The organism is Microbacterium gilvum (genome assembly GCF_039543865.1).
Classification (GTDB): domain Bacteria; phylum Actinomycetota; class Actinomycetes; order Actinomycetales; family Microbacteriaceae; genus Microbacterium; species Microbacterium gilvum.
The window spans coordinates 374,428-391,161 of sequence record NZ_BAABKO010000004.1; the positions used below are offsets into that span (position 1 = coordinate 374,428).

Sequence of the window (16,734 nt, forward strand, 5' to 3'; positions counted from 1 at the left end):
GCCATCCGAGCTAGCCTTGTGGGCATGAGCGGCGCCATCCCGACCCCCTACGAAGATCTCCTGCGCGACGTGCTCGCGAACGGCACGCACAAGGACGACCGCACGGGGACGGGCACGACGAGCGTCTTCGGCCGTCAGCTCCGGTACGACCTGAGCGCGGGGTTCCCTCTCATCACGACGAAGCGCGTGCACTTCAAGTCGGTCGCGTACGAGCTGCTGTGGTTCCTGCGCGGATCGTCGAACGTGCGCTGGCTGCAGGAGCACGGCGTCTCGATCTGGGACGAGTGGGCCGACGACGACGGCGAGCTCGGCCCCGTGTACGGCGTGCAGTGGCGCTCGTGGCCGACGCCCACGGGCGAGAGCATCGACCAGATCGCGAAGGTCGTCGCGCAGCTGAAGGCCAACCCCGACAGCCGCCGCCACATCGTCACGGCGTGGAACCCGGCGGAGGTCGACGACATGGCGCTCCCGCCGTGCCACGCCCTCTTCCAGTTCTACGTCGCCGACGGGCGGCTCAGCTGCCAGCTCTACCAGCGCAGCGCCGACCTCTTCCTCGGGGTGCCGTTCAACATCGCCTCCTACGCCCTGCTCACCCTCATGGTCGCGCAGCAGACGGGCCTCGAGCCCGGCGACTTCGTCTGGACGGGAGGCGACTGCCACATCTACGACAACCACCGCGAGCAGGTCGCGGAGCAGCTCGCGCGCGACCCGTACCCGTACCCCGCGCTCCGCTTCGCCCGCACGCCCGAGAGCCTCTTCGACTACGAGTACGACGACTTCGTCGTGGAGGACTACCGCCATCATCCGGCCATCCGCGCCGCCGTGGCGGTCTGAGCCGTGACCATCCGCTCGATCTGGGCGCAGTCGCGGACGGGGGCCATCGGCGCCGACGGCGGCATGCTGTGGCAGCTCCCCGAGGACATGGCCTACTTCCGGCGCGCCACCACGGGGCTGCCCGTCGTGATGGGCCGGAAGACGTGGCTGTCGTTCCCCGAGCGCTTCCGGCCGCTGCCCGAACGCCCCAACATCGTCGTCACGCGGGACGCCGCGTTCCAGGCCGACGGCGCCGAGGTCGTCCACTCCCTCGACGACGCCGTGCGCGCCGCCGAGCGGATCGACGACGAGGTGTGGATCATCGGCGGCGCCGAGATCTACGCGCAGGCGATGGACATCGCCGACGAGCTCTGGGTCACCGAGGTCGACGTCGATGTCGAGGGCGACGCGTACGCGCCGGATGTGGACGAGACGTGGGAGGTCGTGCGCTCCGAGCCCGCCGACCGGAGCGGATGGCTGGAGAGCCGCACGGGCACCAGGTACCGCTTCCTCGTGTACCGTCGCGCTCTCTGACGGCCGCCCTGCGGAGGAGCGTCGCCGCGAGACGATAACCTTGATGCCATGACGCACCAGGGCAACCCGTTCGGACAGGTTCTCGTCGCGCTCGTCACCCCGATGACGGCCGACGGCGAGGTCGACTGGCCCGGCGTCGAGAAGCACATCGACGCGTGCATCCAGCAGGGTGCGGACGGCATCGTCGTGACCGGCACGACGGGCGAGACGTCGACGCTCACAGACCCCGAGAAGCTCCGCCTCGTCGAGGTCGGCAAGGACGTCGCCGCAGGTCGCGCGAAGATCATCACGGGCGGCGGGTCGAACGAGACCGCCCACGCCATCGACCTCTACCAGAAGAGCGAGAAGGCCGGCGCCGACGGCATCATGATCGTCACGCCGTACTACAACAAGCCGACGCAGGCGGGCGTGCTCACGCACTTCCGGCTCATCGCCGACTCGACCGACCTGCCGGTGATCATGTACGACATCCCGGGCCGCACGGGCATCCCGCTCAAGTACGAGACGATCCTGCGGCTCGCCAAGCACCCGAACATCCTGGCCGTGAAGGACGCCAAGGGCGACCTGAGCGAGGTGAGCCGCGTGCTCAACCAGACCGATCTGCTGTACTTCTCCGGCGACGACGCCAACGTGCTGCCCTCGCTCGCGATCGGCGCCACGGGGCTCATCGGCGTGACGGCCAACATCGTCTCCGGTCCGTACCGGACGATCGTGGACGCCGTCAACCGCGGCGACCTGGCCGCCGCGACCGCGCAGCACAGGAAGCTCGAGCCGCTCGTGCGCGCCGTCATGACGCATGTGCCCGGCACCGTCGCGGCCAAGTACGTGCTGCACGGCCTCGGCCGCATCTCCAGCCCCCGCGTCCGCCTGCCCCTCGTGGGGCCGGAGGAATGGGAGGCCGCGATCATCGAGGACGAGCTCGCCCTCGTGAAGGACGTCGACGGCGTCGACTTCTCCAACTTCCGCCCCGACCGCAACGCGGCAGCGGGCGGAGCGCTGCCGAAGATCGCCGGCACGACGCGCTGACGCTTCCGCGGCGGCACCGGTCGTCGCGACAACACCGAATACGACGAACCGGATGCCGTGGGGCATCCCGGAAGGCGGACCATGTCCACACCGGTCTCCGAACCTGCCGACCTCGCACCAGGAACCCTGCGTGTCACGCCCCTGGGCGGACTCGGCGAGGTCGGGCGCAACATGACGACGTACGAGTACGACGGCGAGATCCTCATCGTCGACTGCGGCGTGCTCTTCCCCGAGGAGCACCAGCCGGGCGTCGACCTCATCCTCCCCGACATGGAGCCGCTCAAGGGCCGACTCGACGACATCGCGGGCCTCGTGCTCACGCACGGCCACGAGGACCACATCGGCGCCGTGCCGTACCTCCTCAGGCTGCGGCCCGACATCCCGCTCTTCGGCTCGGCGCTCACGCTGGCGCTCGTCGCGGCGAAGCTCAAGGAGCACCGCATCACGCCCGTCTCGCACGTCGTGCAGGAGGGGGAGATATGGGAGACCGGCGCGTTCGAGATGGAGTTCGTCGCGGTCAACCACTCCATCCCCGATGCGCTCGCCGTCGCCGTGCGGACGGGGGCCGGCCTCGTGCTGCACACGGGCGACTTCAAGATGGACCAGCTGCCCCTCGACGGCCGCCTCACCGACCTGCGGGCCTTCGCCCGTCTGGGCGAGGAGGGCATCGACCTGTTCCTCCCCGACTCGACGAACGCCGACGTCCCCGGCTTCACGCCGCAGGAGCGGCAGATCGGCCCCGTCCTCGACCAGGTGATCTCGAAGACGACGGGCCGCGTCATCGTGGCGAGCTTCTCGAGCCACGTGCACCGCGTGCAGCAGGTGCTCGACGCCGCCGCCGCCAACGGCCGCCGCGTGGCGCTCCTCGGACGCTCGATGGTGCGCAACATGACGATCGCCGCCGACCTCGGCTACCTCAACGTGCCGGACGGCGTGCTCGTCGACTACAAGAAGGCGCGCGACATCCCGGACAGCAAGATCGTCTACATGTCGACGGGGTCGCAGGGCGAGCCGATGGCCGTCCTGAGCCGGATGGCCAACCTCGACCACGAGATCGAGCCGGGTCCCGGCGACACGGTCATCCTCGCCTCGAGTCTCATCCCCGGCAACGAGAACGCTGTGTACCGCGTCATCGACGGCCTCACCAAGCTCGGCGCCAACGTCGTGCACAAGGCCAACGCCAAGGTGCACGTCTCGGGTCACGCCGCGGCGGGCGAGCTGCTCTACTGCTACAACATCCTCAAGCCGCGCAACGTGCTCCCGGTCCACGGCGAATACCGTCACCTGATGGCGAGCGCCAAGCTCGCGCAGGACACCGGCATCCCCGCCGAGCGCACCATCATCGGCTCGAACGGGACGATCGTCGATCTCAAGGACGGCGTCGCGCGCGTGGCCGGCCAGCTCGACCTCGGCTTCGTGTACGTCGACGGGTCGAGCGTGGGCGCCATCACCGACGCCGACCTCAAGGACCGCCGCACGCTGGGCGAGGAGGGCTTCGTCTCGGTCATCATCGTGGTGGACTCGCAGACGGGCAAGATCATCACGGGCCCCGAGATCCATGCGCGCGGCATCGCGGAGGACGACCGCGTCTTCGACAAGGTCAAGCCGAAGATCGTCGCGGCGCTCGAGGAGGCGGCCCAGAAGGGCGTGCGCGACAACCATGCACTGTCGCAGACGGTGCGCCGGACGATCGGCCGCTGGGTGAACCAGTCGCTCCGCCGCCGCCCGATGATCGTCCCCCTCGTCATCGAGGCGTGACGCGCACGAGTCGGCTCGAGACCGGATCGTGACCGGGGCCGGGGCGGTGAATCCGCCTCGGCCCCGGGTCGTTCCCGGCGGATGTCGGCGGGGCGACGTACCGTGGAGCAATGCCACGTACGTCCGCTGCGCCCAAGACTCCGGGATCCCGGAGCAGCCGCGCGACCTCCAAGGAGGAGGCCGCGGTGTCTCCGCGCTCGCGCAAGAAGGCGGCGGACCCCGCCCCGAAGCGCTACGCCGACGAGGCCGATCGCGATGCGCTCCCCGTGCGCGCCTGGAACGGCCTGGCGCGAGCCGTCGGCGGACTGTTCCGCGCGTTCGGACCGGAGGCCCTCGAGAAGGACCAGCGTCGCGACGGCTTCCCGCTGCTGCTCGTGCTCCTCGCCGTGGCCGGGGCCGTCGTCGAGTGGTTCCTCATCGGCGACGACGTCGCGGCGAACATCAGCGCGTTCACCTTCGGCGGGCTGATCGGGCGCACGGCGTTCGTGTTCCCCGTCCTCCTGCTCATCCTCGCGGGCTGGCTGTTCCGCCATCCGTCGTCGGTCAACGACAACGGCCGCCTGGGCATCGGGTTCGGGATGCTCGTCGTCACGATCGCGGGCTTCCTCCACGTCGCGGGAGGACGCCCGAAGCCCGTCCAGGGGATGCCGGCGCTGAGCGAGGCGGGCGGCCTCTTCGGCTGGCTCATCGCGGAGGCGATGGCGTTCCTCATCACCGAGGTCGGCGCGTACATCGTCCTGTCGCTGCTCGCCGTGCTGAGCGTGCTCATCATCACGAAGACGCCCCCGAACCGCATCGTCCAGCGTCTCGGCGACCTCTACGTCTGGATGTTCGACGCCGAGCGCCTGACGCCGGAGCAGAAGGCCGAGCGCAAGGCGGCGAAGGGGGAGACCGCCCCGACCGAGGTGCTCGGCGACGCCGAGGGCGACGAGGACGCAGGGTCGCTGCCGTGGTGGCGGCGCAACAAGTCCGGCCGCGAAGAGGATCCCGACGTCGTGTCGGAGCCGCAGGACCTCACCGAGCTCCTCACCGAGCAGGGCGACCGCGGCTACGAGCAGGTGATCGTCACGGCCGAGCAGCCGGCGGCCCACGACGCGGTCACCGAGGTGCTGAGCGACGCGGTGGTCGCCGGCCTCCGCGCGGACGAGGCGCGCACCGGCCTCGTGGGCGACGGCGACGACCTCGACGACGCCGAGGACGAGCTGCCCGGCTTCACGGGCTTCGGCACGGAGGGCCCGGGCGGTCGCGGCCCTCAGCCGCCGGCGATCCCGTACGTGCTGCCGTCGCCCGCCGCTCTGTCATCCGGACCGCCGTCGGTCGCACGCAGCGAGGCGAACGACCGCATCGTCGATCAGCTGACGCGCGTCCTCGCCGAGTTCAAGGTCGACGCGAAGGTGACCGGGTTCTCGCGCGGTCCGACGGTCACGCAGTACGAGATCGAGCTCGCGCCCGGCGTGCGCGTCGAGCGCATCACGCAGCTGCAGAGCAACATCTCGTACGCCGTCGCGTCGAACGACGTGCGCATCCTGGCGCCCATCCCCGGCAAGAGCGCCATCGGCATCGAGATCCCGAACACCGACCGCGAGACGGTCGCGCTCGGCGACGTCCTGCGCTCCGCCGCGGCGCAGAAGTCGGCCCATCCGCTCACGGTGGGCGTCGGCAAGGACGTCGGCGGAGGGTTCGTCGTGGCGAACCTCGCCAAGATGCCGCACCTCCTCGTCGCGGGCTCGACCGGTTCGGGGAAGTCGAGCTTCATCAACTCGATGATCACGAGCATCCTCATGCGCGCGAAGCCCAGCGAGGTGCGCATGGTGCTCGTCGACCCGAAGCGCGTGGAGCTGACGAACTACGCGGGCGTTCCGCACCTCATCACCCCCATCATCACGAGCCCGAAGAAGGCGGCGGAAGCGCTGCAGTGGGTCGTGAAGGAGATGGACATGCGGTACGACGACCTGGCGTCGTTCGGGTTCCGTCACGTCGACGACTTCAATGCCGCGCTCGCGCGCGGCGAGGTCGACCTCCCCGCGGGCAGCGAGCGGGTGCTCAAGCCGTACCCGTACCTGCTCGTCGTGGTCGACGAGCTCGCCGACCTCATGATGGTCGCCCCTCGCGACGTCGAGGACTCGATCGTGCGCATCACGCAGCTCGCGCGCGCCGCCGGCATCCACCTCGTGCTCGCGACGCAGCGTCCGTCCGTCAACGTCGTGACGGGTCTCATCAAGGCCAACGTGCCGTCGCGGCTCGCCTTCGCGGTGACGAGCGTCACCGACAGCCGCGTCATCCTCGACGAGGGCGGCGCCGACAAGCTGATCGGGCAGGGCGACGCGCTGTTCTCCCCGATGGGCTCGTCGAAGCCGCTGCGCGTGCAGGGCGCGTGGGTCACCGAGGACGAGATCGAGAAGGTCGTCGCGCACGTCACGGGGCAGGCTCGTCCCGAGTACCGGTCGGATGTGGCCGACGCGATGGAGCCGAAGAAGAAGGAGGTCGACGAGGACATCGGCGACGACCTCGAACTCCTCCTCGCCGCGGCGGAGCTCATCGTGACGAGCCAGTTCGGGTCGACCTCGATGCTGCAGCGGAAGCTGCGCGTGGGCTTCGCCAAGGCGGGGCGTCTCATGGACCTGCTCGAGTCGCGTGAGATCGTCGGTCCCTCGGAGGGCTCCAAGGCGCGCGACGTGCTCGTGACGCCCGAGCAGCTGCCCGGGGTCCTCGCGAAGCTGCGCGGCGACGAGCCGCCGGCCGGCTCCGCACCCACGGCGCCGGACGCGGACGACGAGGCGCCGGCTCCCCGGATCGACGACCCGTCGGCGGACGACCGCTACGCCGACGACCCCATCGAGGCGCAGTTCGCCGGTCGCGAGGAGATCGACGAGTCGGAGTCCGAAGACGCCTGGAGTCTCACCGGGCGCGACGAGCCGCGCTACTGACGGCCGGCTGACAGACTGGCACCATGGGCATCCCCCGGCAGCTCCCCAACGCGATCACGGTCGCGCGCATCCCGCTCGCGATCCTCTTCCTCGTCCTCCTGCTCGTGGCGGGGCATCTGGGGGATCAGTCGCTCCCCCTGAGGTGGACCGCCGCGGTGCTCTTCGTCGTGGCGATCTCGACCGACTGGGTCGACGGGTACCTCGCCCGGCGGTTCGACATCGTGAGCGACTTCGGCAAGCTGTGGGATCCCATCGCCGACAAGCTGCTGACGGGCGCCGCGTTCGTCGGCCTCGCCGTGCTCGGCGAGATGGCGTGGTGGATGGTCGTCGTCATCCTCGTCCGCGAGTGGGGGATCACGGTGCACCGCTTCGCGGTGGCGAAGCAGCATGTCGTGGCCGCCGCCTGGATGGGCAAGATCAAGACGGCGTTCCAGGGCGTGGCCCTCTCCTGGGCGCTCCTGCCGGTCTGGCTGCTCGTGGGAGTGCCGGTCTTCGAGGCCGTCACGGCCGTGCTCATGTGGATCGTCCTCGTCCTGACGGTGGCGAGCGGCGTCGACTACGTGATCGCGCAGGTGCGCGGTGCACGGAGCGAGAAGGCGTGACCGAGCAGGAAAGCGCGCCCGGCGGCACCGTCACCTCCGCCGTGGCGCAGGAGCTGCTCCGCCGGCTCGCCGCCCGCCGATGGTCGATCGGCACGGCGGAGTCGCTCACGGGCGGTCTGCTGGCCTCCGCGATCGTCGAGATCCCCGGGTCGTCGCAGTGGATGCGGGGCGGGGTCGTGGCGTACGACACCGCCGTCAAGCGGACCGTGCTCGCGGTCGACGCGGCGCTGCTCGAGGAGCACGGCGCCGTGCATCCCGACGTCGCGCGGCAGATGGCTTCGGGGATCCGCCGAGTGCTCGCCCTGGGGGACGAGGAAGCGCTCGTCGGGATCTCGACGACGGGCATCGCCGGTCCGGCTTCGCCCGACGGCCAGCCCGTGGGAACGGTGCATGTGGCCGTCTCGACGCCCGAGCGGGTCGCCGTCGCCTCCCATGTCTTCGACGGCGATCGCACGGCGATCCGCGCGCAGGCGGTGCTCGCGGCGCTCGATCTCGCCGTCGCCGAGCTCGCCTGACCGCGATCGGGTGATTCCAGGGGTGTTTCCGCGTCCACCCCCAGGCTGTCGGGATTAGATTGGTCTCACCGGTGTTGTACTCTGGTGCACCCGGCAATCGACTCGGAGTGGGGAGGGGAGATCATGATCCTGGTTCGTCAAGAGATCGGCGACGTTCTGCGCAGCTTCCGTCAGCAGAAGGGCCAGACCCTCCGTCAGGTCGCGAGCAAGGCGAGTGTGGCGCTCGGGTACCTCAGCGAGGTCGAGCGCGGGCAGAAAGAGGCGTCGAGCGAGATCCTCGCCTCGGTCGCCGACGCGCTCGACGTTCCCATCTCCACGATCTACCGCACGGTGGGCGATCGGATCGCCGTGCTCGAGGGCATCGAGGTCCCCTCCGCCTTCCCCGACGTCGTCCCCGACGAGCTCATCGCCGAGGTCGAGCCCGAGCTGTCGCTCCGCTGAACCGGATGCGCCGCAGCGAGTTCCTGCGCGCCGTCGACGCCGAGTTCGGCGGCAGCGCATCATCTCTCGTCTCGGACCTCGTGCTCCCCGGAATCGGGAGGACGGCGCGCGAGGCGCTGGACGCGGGGATCGCCCCGGGCGAGATCTGGGCGTCGCTGTGCGCCGAGATGGATGTGCCTGCCGAGCGGCGATACGGCGTCGGCACCCTCGCTCCGCGGCGCTGACGTTCGATCCTCCCGGATCTCCTGACGGCGTGTCGTCGAAAGTCCGTTCGATACGCGCGTAGTCTCGTCCACAACGCGGTTCTCCGGCCTCGTCTCTCCCCGGGATGGATTCGCCTCCGACGATGTCGGTGGTCCCTCCTAGCGTGGGATGCGGCGGATGAGCCACGCGCCTTGCCGCAGCACCCCCTGGTGCGCGGCAGCCTACAGGCGGCGGAACACGAGTGGAGAAGGAGCGGCACATGCCCGCAGCAGCAGACCGCGAGAAGGCCCTGGAGTCGGCCCTCGCGCAGATCGACAAGCAGTTCGGCAAGGGCTCGGTCATGCGACTGGGCAGCGATGAGCGGGCACCCGTGGAGGTGATCCCGACGGGCTCGATCGCCCTCGACGTCGCGCTCGGCGTCGGCGGCATCCCCCGAGGCCGTATCGTCGAGATCTACGGGCCGGAGTCCTCGGGAAAGACGACGCTCACCCTCCACGCGATCGCGAACACGCAGCGCGCGGGCGGCATCGCGGCGTTCATCGATGCGGAGCACGCGCTCGACCCCGACTACGCGCAGAAGCTGGGCGTCGACATCGACCAGCTCCTCGTCTCGCAGCCCGACACCGGCGAGCAGGCGCTCGAGATCGCCGACATGCTCATCCGCTCCGGGGCGATCGACCTCGTCGTCATCGACTCCGTCGCCGCGCTCGTGCCCCGCGCCGAGATCGAGGGGGAGATGGGCGACTCTCATGTCGGCCTGCAGGCGCGCCTCATGTCGCAGGCGCTCCGTAAGATCACCGGCGGGCTCAACCAGACGAAGACGACGGCCATCTTCATCAACCAGCTGCGCGAGAAGATCGGCGTGTTCTTCGGCTCGCCTGAGACCACCGCAGGCGGCAAGGCGCTGAAGTTCTATGCCTCCGTCCGTCTCGACATCCGGCGCATCGAGACGCTCAAGGACGGCGCGGAGGCCGTCGGCAACCGCACCAGGGTCAAGGTCGTCAAGAACAAGATGGCGCCGCCGTTCAAGCAGGCGGAGTTCGACATCCTCTACGGCGTCGGCATCTCGCGCGAGGGCAGCCTCATCGACTTCGGCGTCGAGCACGGCATCGTGAAGAAGTCGGGGTCGTGGTACACGTACGACGGCGATCAGCTCGGTCAGGGCAAGGAGAACGCCCGCAACTTCCTCATCCAGAATGCGGATGTCGCGCTCGAGATCGAGAGCAAGATCAAGGACAAGCTCGGTATCGGCCCGCGTCCCGCTGCGCAGGCGGAGGGCGCACCGGCCGTCGAGCCGGTCCGCCGATCGGCGTGATCGGCGCCGCTCGATGAGCGACGATCACGGAGAGGGCCTGGCTCCCGTCATCCCGCTGTTCGGCGGGAGCCAGGCGGTCCACCCGACGCGGCGCACACCGGCCGTGCACGACCGGGACACCGCGCGCGTCGGGGACTCCGCGGCCGACCGCTCCGTCTCGGACGACGGCGCCGGTGGCGGCGGGGCGTCGCCGGCGCCCGACGGCGAGGGCTGGCACACGACCTGGCGCGATCTCGGGTCCGGCGAGCGCCGCCTCGCCCCGGCGCCGACCGTGACGACGACCGTCCGCGACGGCGTGCGGTTCGTCGAGCTGCCGGAGGGCGGAGACGATTCGGCGGATCCGCTCGACGACGACGGCGACATCCCGACGGACATCGCCGCGGCGGCCGAGGAGCGCCTCGTGAAGGCGCTCCGCTCCCGATCGCTCTCGGAGAGCGAGGCCCGATCCCGTCTGCGGAGGGAGGGCGTCCCCGAGGATGCGGTGGAGGACATCGTCCGACGCCTCAGCCGGATCGGCGCTCTCGACGACGCGGCCCTCGCGGAGCAGCTCGTGCACATCGGCGTCTCGAGGAAGAACCAGGGGCGCCGGGCGATCGCGCAGGCCCTCGCGACTCGCGGGATCGCGCGCGAGACGGTCGACGCCGCCCTCGACGGACTCCCCGACGACGACAGAGAGCGTGCGCTCGAGTTCGCGCGCGGCAAGGCATCCTCCCTCGTGCGCTTCGACGACGACACCGCCGTGCGCCGTCTCGTCGGTCAGCTGGCCCGCCGAGGCTTCGGCGGCGGGCTTGCGATGACGGCGGCGCGCACCGCCCTCGACGAGGCGCGCCGCGGGGGCGGCGGCGTCCGGTTCCGCTGAGCGGATGCCCGATGCGAGCGCGCGGCCGGAACGTAGAATGACGGGGTCATGACTACGCCATCCAGTGCCCCGACCCTCATCGCGCCCTCCGACGCCGCCTTCGACGCCGACGGCCGCGCCCGCTCGTACGAGGTCCGCACCTTCGGGTGCCAGATGAACGTGCACGACTCGGAGCGGCTGTCGGGGTCGCTCGAGAGCGCCGGGTACGTCAAGGCGGCACCGGGGGAGGACGCAGACCTCGTCGTCATCAACACGTGCGCCGTGCGCGAGAACGCGTCGGGCAAGCTCTACGGCACCCTCGGGCACCTGAAGTCGCGCAAGGACGTCCACGACGGCATGCAGATCGCCGTGGGCGGATGCCTCGCGCAGATGGACCAGCAGGCCGTCCTCGACAAGGCGCCCTGGGTCGACGTCGTGTTCGGCACGCACAACATGGGCTCCCTCCCCGAACTGCTCGAGCGGTCGCGCCACAACGGCGAGGCGGAGCTCGAGATCCTCGAAGCGCTCGAGGTCTTCCCCTCGACGCTCCCCACGAAGCGCGACTCGACGTACTCGGGGTGGGTGTCGATCTCCGTCGGGTGCAACAACACCTGCACGTTCTGCATCGTCCCGAGCCTCCGCGGCAAGGAGAAGGACCGCCGGCCCGGAGACATCCTCAGCGAGATCCGTCTCCTCGTCGAGGACGGTGCGATCGAGGTCACCCTGCTGGGGCAGAACGTCAACACCTACGGCGTCGAGTTCGGCGACCGCGAGGCCTTCGGCAAGCTGCTCCGCGCGGCAGGCGAGATCGACGGGCTCGAGCGCATCCGCTTCACGAGCCCGCACCCCGCCGCCTTCACCGACGACGTCATCGCCGCCATGGCGGAGACCCCGGCCGTCATGCCGCAGCTGCACATGCCGCTGCAGTCGGGCAGCGACGACGTCCTCAAGCGCATGCGACGCTCCTACCGCAGCGCGAGGTTCCTCGGCATCCTCGACCGCGTGCGAGAGCGCATGCCCGACGCGGCCATCTCGACCGACATCATCGTCGGCTTCCCCGGAGAGACCGACGCCGACTTCGAGGACACCCTGCGCGTCGTCGAGCAGGCGCGCTTCGCGAACGCCTTCACGTTCCAGTACTCCATCCGGGAGGGGACGCCGGCGGCCACCATGCCCGACCAGGTGCCGAAGGAGGTCGTGCAGGAGCGGTACAACCGGCTCATCGCCCTCCAGGAGCGCATCTCGCTCGGGGAGAACCGGAAGCAGCTGGGGAGGTCGCTCGAGGTGCTCGTTTCGACCGGCGAAGGGAAGAAGGACGCCGAGACGCACCGGCTGACGGGGCGCGCGGAGGACAACCGCCTCGTGCACTTCGAGCTCCCCGCCGGCTCCGCGCGGCCGCGCCCGGGCGACGTCGTGACGGTGGAGGTGACGCACGCCGCGCCCTTCCACCTCCTGGCCGACAGCGCCGACGGTGCTCCGCTGCGGATCCGCCGCACGCGCGCCGGCGACGCGTGGGACCGCTCGCAGGCGGAGTCGTGTGCGGTCCCGGCTCCGGGCTCTGCTCCCGGAGCGGTGCGACTGGGTCTTCCGACCATCCGCGTCGGCGTGTGACCGCGGAGCGCCCGCCGCGCCTGTGGGCCGTCGTCGGCGCCACAGGGACGGGCAAGAGCGACCTGTCGCTCGCGATCGCGGACGCGGTCGGAGGGGCGGAGATCGTCAATGCCGACGCCATGCAGCTCTACCGCGGCATGGACATCGGGACGGCGAAGCTCGGCATCGCCGAGCGCCGCGGCGTCCCTCACCACCTCCTCGACGTCCTCGACGTGACGGAGGAGGCCGCGGTCGCGCGCTACCAGAGCGAGGCGCGCGCGGCGATCGAAGCCGTTCTCGCGAGCGGACGCGACGCCGTGCTCGTCGGCGGCTCGGGCCTCTACGTCTCGAGCGTGCTGTTCGACTTCCGCTTCCCGCCGCGCGATCCCGCGTTGCGTGCGCGGCTCGAGGCCGAGCTCGACGCCCTCGGACCCGGCGTCCTCCACGACAGGCTGCGCCGCGCGGACCCCGAGGCGGCGGCGCGCGTCGACCCGCGCAACGCGCGACGGCTGGTGCGCGCTCTCGAGGTGCTGGAGCAGGGAGCGCCGACCCACGGGGCTGCCCTGCCCGAGGCGCCAGCGCGCTGGCGCCCGGCGACGGTCATCGGCCTCGCCCTCGACCGCGCCGCGCTCGTCGCGCGCCTCGACGCGCGCGTCGAGCGGATGTGGGCCGACGGAATGCTCGACGAGACGGCGGCGCTGCGCGAGCGCGGCCTCGAACGCGGCGTCACGGCGAGCCGCGCGATCGGATACGCGCAGGCCCTCGCGCAGCTCTCCGGCGAGAAGTCACGGGACGAGGCCGTGGCCGAGACGCAGGCGCTGACGCGCCGGTACGCCCGCCGGCAGGTCTCGTGGTTCCGCCGCTACGACGGAGTCACGTGGCTGGACGCGCAGGCTCCCGATCTGTCCGGCCTGCTGTGACTGTCCGGCCTGCTCTGACTGTCCGGCCGGCTCTGGGCGACGGAGCGGCCCCGGGACGGCGCCCGTAGACTGGGGCCATGGCGGAGATCCAGTTCACCAAGGGGCACGGCACGGGCAACGACTTCGTCATCGTCGCCGACCCCGACGGAGAGCTCGACCTCGCGGACGAGCAGGTCGCGGCGCTCTGCGACAGGCGGTTCGGCATCGGCGCCGACGGGCTGCTGCGCGTCGTCCGCTCGGCCCACCTCCCGGAGGGCGCGGCGGCTCTCGCCGAGGAGCCCGGAGCCGAGTGGTTCATGGACTACCGCAACGCCGACGGCTCCCGCGCCGAGATGTGCGGCAACGGCACGCGCGTGTTCGCGCGCTACCTGCTGGAGACCGGCCTCGCCGACCTGCCGTCTGGGACCACCCTGCCGATCGGCACGCGAGCCGGGGTCAAGGACATCGTCCGCAGCGAGAACGGCTTCCAGGTCGATCTCGGCCGCTGGCGCGCGGAGCCGGGCGACCCGCTCGTCCGGGCGAAGGGGCTTCCCGTCGCCCGACCCGGCCTCGGCATCGACGTGGGAAACCCCCACGTCGTCGTCGCCCTCGCGTCGGAGGAGGAGCTCGACGGGCTCGATCTCACGGTGCAGCCCCTCATCGACCCCGTGCCGCCTCACGGCGCGAACATCGAGTTCGTCGTCCCCCAGGGCGTCCACGACGGGATCGGACGGCTGCGCATGCGCGTCTTCGAACGCGGGGTGGGCGAGACGCTCTCGTGCGGCACGGGCACCGCGGCGGCCGCTCTCGCCGTGCGCGACTGGGCCGGAGCGGGCGCGCCCGACGTCTGGCGCGTCGAGGTCCCGGGAGGCACGCTCGGCGTGCGCATGCTCCCCACCGAGGAGGGCGAGCACGTCGCACTCTCCGGGCCGGCGGCCCTCGTCTTCTCGGGGTCTGTCGCGCTCGCCTGACGTCAGGCGAGCGCCAGGCTCGCCGCGAGGGCGAGCATGACGACGGCGATGGAGCCGTCGAGGATCCGCCACGAGCGGGGCGAGCGCAGCCAGCGCGCCGCGACGCGCGCGAGTGCCGTGAGGAAGGCGAACCACAGCGCACTGCCGAGCACCGCGCCGAGTCCGAACATCCAGCGCGCATCGCCGTAGCTCGCGGAGATCGACCCCAGGAGCAGCACGGTGTCGAGGTAGGTGTGCGGATTGAGCCACGTGATCGCGAGGCAGGACAGGATGGCCGGCAGGAGCGTCCGCGTCGTCGTGACGGGGCGCGCGATCACGGCCGTCGCGGTGCCGCCGCCCCTCGGCGTCTCCGTCGCAGCGGGTGCCGGCGCATCCGCCGCGACCTCGATCGCGGATCCACCCGGCCGGATGGCGCGCCATCCCGCGGACAGCGCGTAGCCGGCGAGGAAGACGACTCCCGCCCACTTGACAGCCTGGAAGAGCCACGGCAGGTGCTCGACGACCACGCCGAACCCCGCCACGCCTGCGCCGATGAGCAGGATGTCGCTCGCGAAGCACGTCACCGCGAGGGCGATCGCGTGCTCGCGCCGGATGCCCATCTTGAGGAGGAAGACGTTCTGCGCGCCGGGGGCGATGATGAGCGAGAGGCAGAGTCCGAGGCCGGCGAGGAGAGCGGTGATCACAGCAGGCGACGCTACGCCGGTCATCTCGATTGCGGAAAGCAGATCTTCTGATTCTCATCCTGCGTAAGCTGAGCTAATGAAGATCGCTCCGGAACTCGCGGAGACCGTCGCCGCCATCGTCGACGCAGGCAGCCTCGACGGCGCCGCGCGGGCGCTGCGCATCACGCCGTCGGCGGTGAGCCAGCGCCTCCGCACGCTCGAGGGACAGCTCGGGCGCGTGCTCATCGTCCGCTCGAAGCCTGCGCGGGCGACGGAGTCGGGCGCCGTGGTCGTCCGGATGGCCCGGCAGTACGGTCTGCTCGCGCACGACGCGGCGATCGCCCTGGGCCTCGACGGCCCCGGTCGGCTCAGCGTTCCCATCGCGGTGAACGCCGACTCGCTCGCGACGTGGCTCCTGCCGGCGCTCGAGCCCGTCAGCCGCACGCACGACGTGACCTTCGAGCTGCACCGGGAGGACGAGGACCGCACGGCGGCCCTCCTCGAGGCGGGGACGGTCATGGCCGCCGTGACGTCGCAGAGCGAGCCGATCGCGGGCTGCACGGTGACGCCGCTCGGCGACACGTTCTACGACGCCGTAGCGACTCCCGCCTTCGTCGCGCGGTGGATGCCGGACGGCGTCACCGCGCGCTCCCTCGAGCAGGCGCCCGCGATCGACTTCGATCGGGCGGACGACATCCAGTCCGCGTGGCTGCGCGAGCAGGGAGCCGACCCGGCGCTCCCGCCGCGGCACTACGTGCCGGCATCGGAGGACTATGCGGCGGCCGTCCGCCTCGGGCTCGGATGGGGGATGCTGCCTCCGCTGCAGGCGAAGCCCGCTCTGGACACGGGCCTTCTGATGCTGCTCGGGGAGCCCCGCCTCCGCGTGCCGCTCCACTGGCAGCAGTGGAACCTGCGCTCGCCGGCCCTCGTCGCCATCCGCGAAGCCGTCGTCGCCGCGGCGCGCGCCGCCCTGCCGCCCGAACGTCCTAGGCGGTCGGGACGGGCCCCGTCGGAGGCGATCCGTGCCGTCGCACCTTCAGGAGGCGGAAGCCCTTCGACGTCGCGTGGCGGTGCACGCTGAAGTCCGGCTCCAGGGTGCTCTCGAGCCACCGGTGCAGCGAGTCCGACCCGAGGTTCCGCTGCACGACGAGGTAGGCGTCGCTGCGGGGAGCGAGGCGGGGGAGCCACGTCTCCATGAGCTCGTGGAGCACGGCCTTCCCGACGCGGATGGGCGGGTTCGACCAGAGCGTCCGGAAGGCCACGTCGTCGGGCACCTCGTGCGGCCGTGCCGCGACGACGTTGTCCAGCCCGAGCTCCTCGGCGTTGCGACGGACGAGGTCGAGCGCCCGCTCGTTCACGTCGACGGCCCAGATCCGTGCGTGTGGAGACTGCATCGCGAGCGCGAGGGAGAGCGGCCCCCATCCGCATCCGAGGTCGAGGAAGTCCCCTCCCGGCGGGGGAGTCGGGGCGTGCGCGAGCAGCACCGCGGTGCCCGCGTCGACATGACCCGGGCTGAACACCCCGCCCGCCGTGGTGACCTCGACGTCGCGACCTGCCAGGGACACGCGGATGCGACGGAGCTGCTCGGGAGCGGAGGGATTCGCACTGAAGTAGTGATCCCCCATGGGGAACGAGATTA

At 71.1% G+C, this 16,734-nt stretch carries 17 protein-coding genes; 15 read left to right on the plus strand and 2 right to left on the minus strand.

The features are described from left to right. The first annotated feature begins 24 nt into the window (after positions 1–24). The 14 genes from ABD998_RS12910 to dapF all read left to right on the plus strand — a co-directional run bounded on the left by ABD998_RS12910 (position 25) and on the right by dapF (position 14,433). Positions 25–834, plus strand: coding sequence for a thymidylate synthase (locus tag ABD998_RS12910; RefSeq protein ID WP_345439774.1), 810 nt, complete (start codon positions 25–27; stop codon positions 832–834). 3 nt (positions 835–837) lie between these two features. Further along, entirely contained in the window at positions 838–1,347 is a 510-nt protein-coding gene (locus tag ABD998_RS12915) for a dihydrofolate reductase (protein WP_345439776.1), read from the plus strand. Positions 1,348–1,395: 48 nt separating this feature from the next. Beyond that, complete coding sequence (dapA, locus tag ABD998_RS12920; RefSeq protein WP_345439778.1) at positions 1,396–2,373, plus strand: 4-hydroxy-tetrahydrodipicolinate synthase; 978 nt, start codon at positions 1,396–1,398, stop codon at positions 2,371–2,373. An 81-nt stretch (positions 2,374–2,454) separates the two neighbouring features. Next, positions 2,455–4,131, plus strand: a complete 1,677-nt coding sequence (locus ABD998_RS12925) for a ribonuclease J (RefSeq protein WP_345439780.1) — start codon at positions 2,455–2,457, stop codon at positions 4,129–4,131. A 110-nt stretch (positions 4,132–4,241) separates the two neighbouring features. Next, positions 4,242–7,058: an FtsK/SpoIIIE family DNA translocase gene (locus ABD998_RS12930; RefSeq protein ID WP_345439782.1), complete on the plus strand. Its 2,817-nt coding sequence runs from the start codon at positions 4,242–4,244 to the stop codon at positions 7,056–7,058. A 23-nt stretch (positions 7,059–7,081) separates the two neighbouring features. Continuing rightward, positions 7,082–7,660: a CDP-diacylglycerol--glycerol-3-phosphate 3-phosphatidyltransferase gene (gene pgsA, locus ABD998_RS12935; RefSeq protein ID WP_345439784.1), complete on the plus strand. Its 579-nt coding sequence runs from the start codon at positions 7,082–7,084 to the stop codon at positions 7,658–7,660. Continuing rightward, positions 7,657–8,175: a CinA family protein gene (locus tag ABD998_RS12940; RefSeq protein WP_345439786.1), complete on the plus strand. Its 519-nt coding sequence runs from the start codon at positions 7,657–7,659 to the stop codon at positions 8,173–8,175. The genes pgsA and ABD998_RS12940 overlap by 4 nt, the downstream gene beginning before the upstream one ends. 123 nt (positions 8,176–8,298) lie before the next feature. Further along, a complete protein-coding gene (locus ABD998_RS12945; protein ID WP_345439788.1) occupies positions 8,299–8,616 on the plus strand; it encodes a helix-turn-helix domain-containing protein in 318 nt (105 codons plus the stop codon). Between the two features lie 5 nt (positions 8,617–8,621). Then, on the plus strand, positions 8,622–8,840 hold the full coding sequence (locus ABD998_RS12950; protein WP_345439790.1) for a DUF3046 domain-containing protein: 219 nt from the start codon (positions 8,622–8,624) through the stop codon (positions 8,838–8,840). 239 nt (positions 8,841–9,079) lie between these two features. Beyond that, a complete protein-coding gene (gene recA, locus ABD998_RS12955; RefSeq protein WP_345439792.1) occupies positions 9,080–10,135 on the plus strand; it encodes a recombinase RecA in 1,056 nt (351 codons plus the stop codon). A gap of 13 nt (positions 10,136–10,148) precedes the next feature. Beyond that, positions 10,149–10,994, plus strand: a complete 846-nt coding sequence (locus tag ABD998_RS12960; RefSeq protein WP_345439794.1) for a regulatory protein RecX — start codon at positions 10,149–10,151, stop codon at positions 10,992–10,994. Positions 10,995–11,042: 48 nt separating this feature from the next. Next, the gene (gene miaB, locus ABD998_RS12965; RefSeq protein WP_345439796.1) at positions 11,043–12,584 is read left to right on the plus strand and encodes a tRNA (N6-isopentenyl adenosine(37)-C2)-methylthiotransferase MiaB; all 1,542 of its coding nucleotides are present in this window, start codon (positions 11,043–11,045) and stop codon (positions 12,582–12,584) included. Further along, positions 12,581–13,483 (plus strand): tRNA (adenosine(37)-N6)-dimethylallyltransferase MiaA, encoded by a 903-nt coding sequence (gene miaA / locus ABD998_RS12970; protein ID WP_345439798.1) that lies wholly within the window; start codon positions 12,581–12,583, stop codon positions 13,481–13,483. Before miaB ends, miaA begins: the two co-directional genes overlap by 4 nt. A gap of 77 nt (positions 13,484–13,560) precedes the next feature. After that, a complete protein-coding gene (gene dapF, locus ABD998_RS12975; protein ID WP_345439800.1) occupies positions 13,561–14,433 on the plus strand; it encodes a diaminopimelate epimerase in 873 nt (290 codons plus the stop codon). Positions 14,434–14,435: 2 nt separating this feature from the next. On the opposite strand, the gene ABD998_RS12980 is transcribed toward dapF, so the two are convergent. Next, the gene (locus ABD998_RS12980; RefSeq protein ID WP_345439802.1) at positions 14,436–15,116 is read right to left on the minus strand and encodes a LysE/ArgO family amino acid transporter; all 681 of its coding nucleotides are present in this window, start codon (positions 15,114–15,116) and stop codon (positions 14,436–14,438) included. 76 nt (positions 15,117–15,192) lie between these two features. Here ABD998_RS12980 and ABD998_RS12985 point away from each other — a divergent pair, with 76 nt between their 5' ends. Next, positions 15,193–16,176: a LysR family transcriptional regulator ArgP gene (locus ABD998_RS12985; protein ID WP_345439804.1), complete on the plus strand. Its 984-nt coding sequence runs from the start codon at positions 15,193–15,195 to the stop codon at positions 16,174–16,176. Here the strand turns inward: ABD998_RS12985 and ABD998_RS12990 are convergent. Further along, a complete protein-coding gene (locus ABD998_RS12990) occupies positions 16,082–16,720 on the minus strand; it encodes a class I SAM-dependent methyltransferase (protein WP_345439806.1) in 639 nt (212 codons plus the stop codon). The two genes, ABD998_RS12985 and ABD998_RS12990, sit on opposite strands and share 95 nt — an antisense overlap. Positions 16,721–16,734: the final 14 nt, after the last annotated feature.

Bases quoted from the DNA above. Each gene is read 5' to 3' on its own strand.
- ABD998_RS12910 (WP_345439774.1), top strand. From the start codon at position 25: ATGAGCGGCGCCATCCCGACCCCCTACGAAGATCTCCTGCGCGACGTG.
- dapA (WP_345439778.1), top strand. From the start codon at position 1,396: ATGACGCACCAGGGCAACCCGTTCGGACAGGTTCTCGTCGCGCTCGTC.
- ABD998_RS12925 (WP_345439780.1), top strand. From the start codon at position 2,455: ATGTCCACACCGGTCTCCGAACCTGCCGACCTCGCACCAGGAACCCTG.
- ABD998_RS12930 (WP_345439782.1), top strand. From the start codon at position 4,242: ATGCCACGTACGTCCGCTGCGCCCAAGACTCCGGGATCCCGGAGCAGC.
- pgsA (WP_345439784.1), top strand. From the start codon at position 7,082: ATGGGCATCCCCCGGCAGCTCCCCAACGCGATCACGGTCGCGCGCATC.
- ABD998_RS12945 (WP_345439788.1), top strand. From the start codon at position 8,299: ATGATCCTGGTTCGTCAAGAGATCGGCGACGTTCTGCGCAGCTTCCGT.
- ABD998_RS12950 (WP_345439790.1), top strand. From the start codon at position 8,622: ATGCGCCGCAGCGAGTTCCTGCGCGCCGTCGACGCCGAGTTCGGCGGC.
- recA (WP_345439792.1), top strand. From the start codon at position 9,080: ATGCCCGCAGCAGCAGACCGCGAGAAGGCCCTGGAGTCGGCCCTCGCG.
- ABD998_RS12960 (WP_345439794.1), top strand. From the start codon at position 10,149: ATGAGCGACGATCACGGAGAGGGCCTGGCTCCCGTCATCCCGCTGTTC.
- miaB (WP_345439796.1), top strand. From the start codon at position 11,043: ATGACTACGCCATCCAGTGCCCCGACCCTCATCGCGCCCTCCGACGCC.
- dapF (WP_345439800.1), top strand. From the start codon at position 13,561: ATGGCGGAGATCCAGTTCACCAAGGGGCACGGCACGGGCAACGACTTC.
- ABD998_RS12985 (WP_345439804.1), top strand. From the start codon at position 15,193: ATGAAGATCGCTCCGGAACTCGCGGAGACCGTCGCCGCCATCGTCGAC.
- ABD998_RS12990 (WP_345439806.1), bottom strand. From the start codon at position 16,720: ATGGGGGATCACTACTTCAGTGCGAATCCCTCCGCTCCCGAGCAGCTC.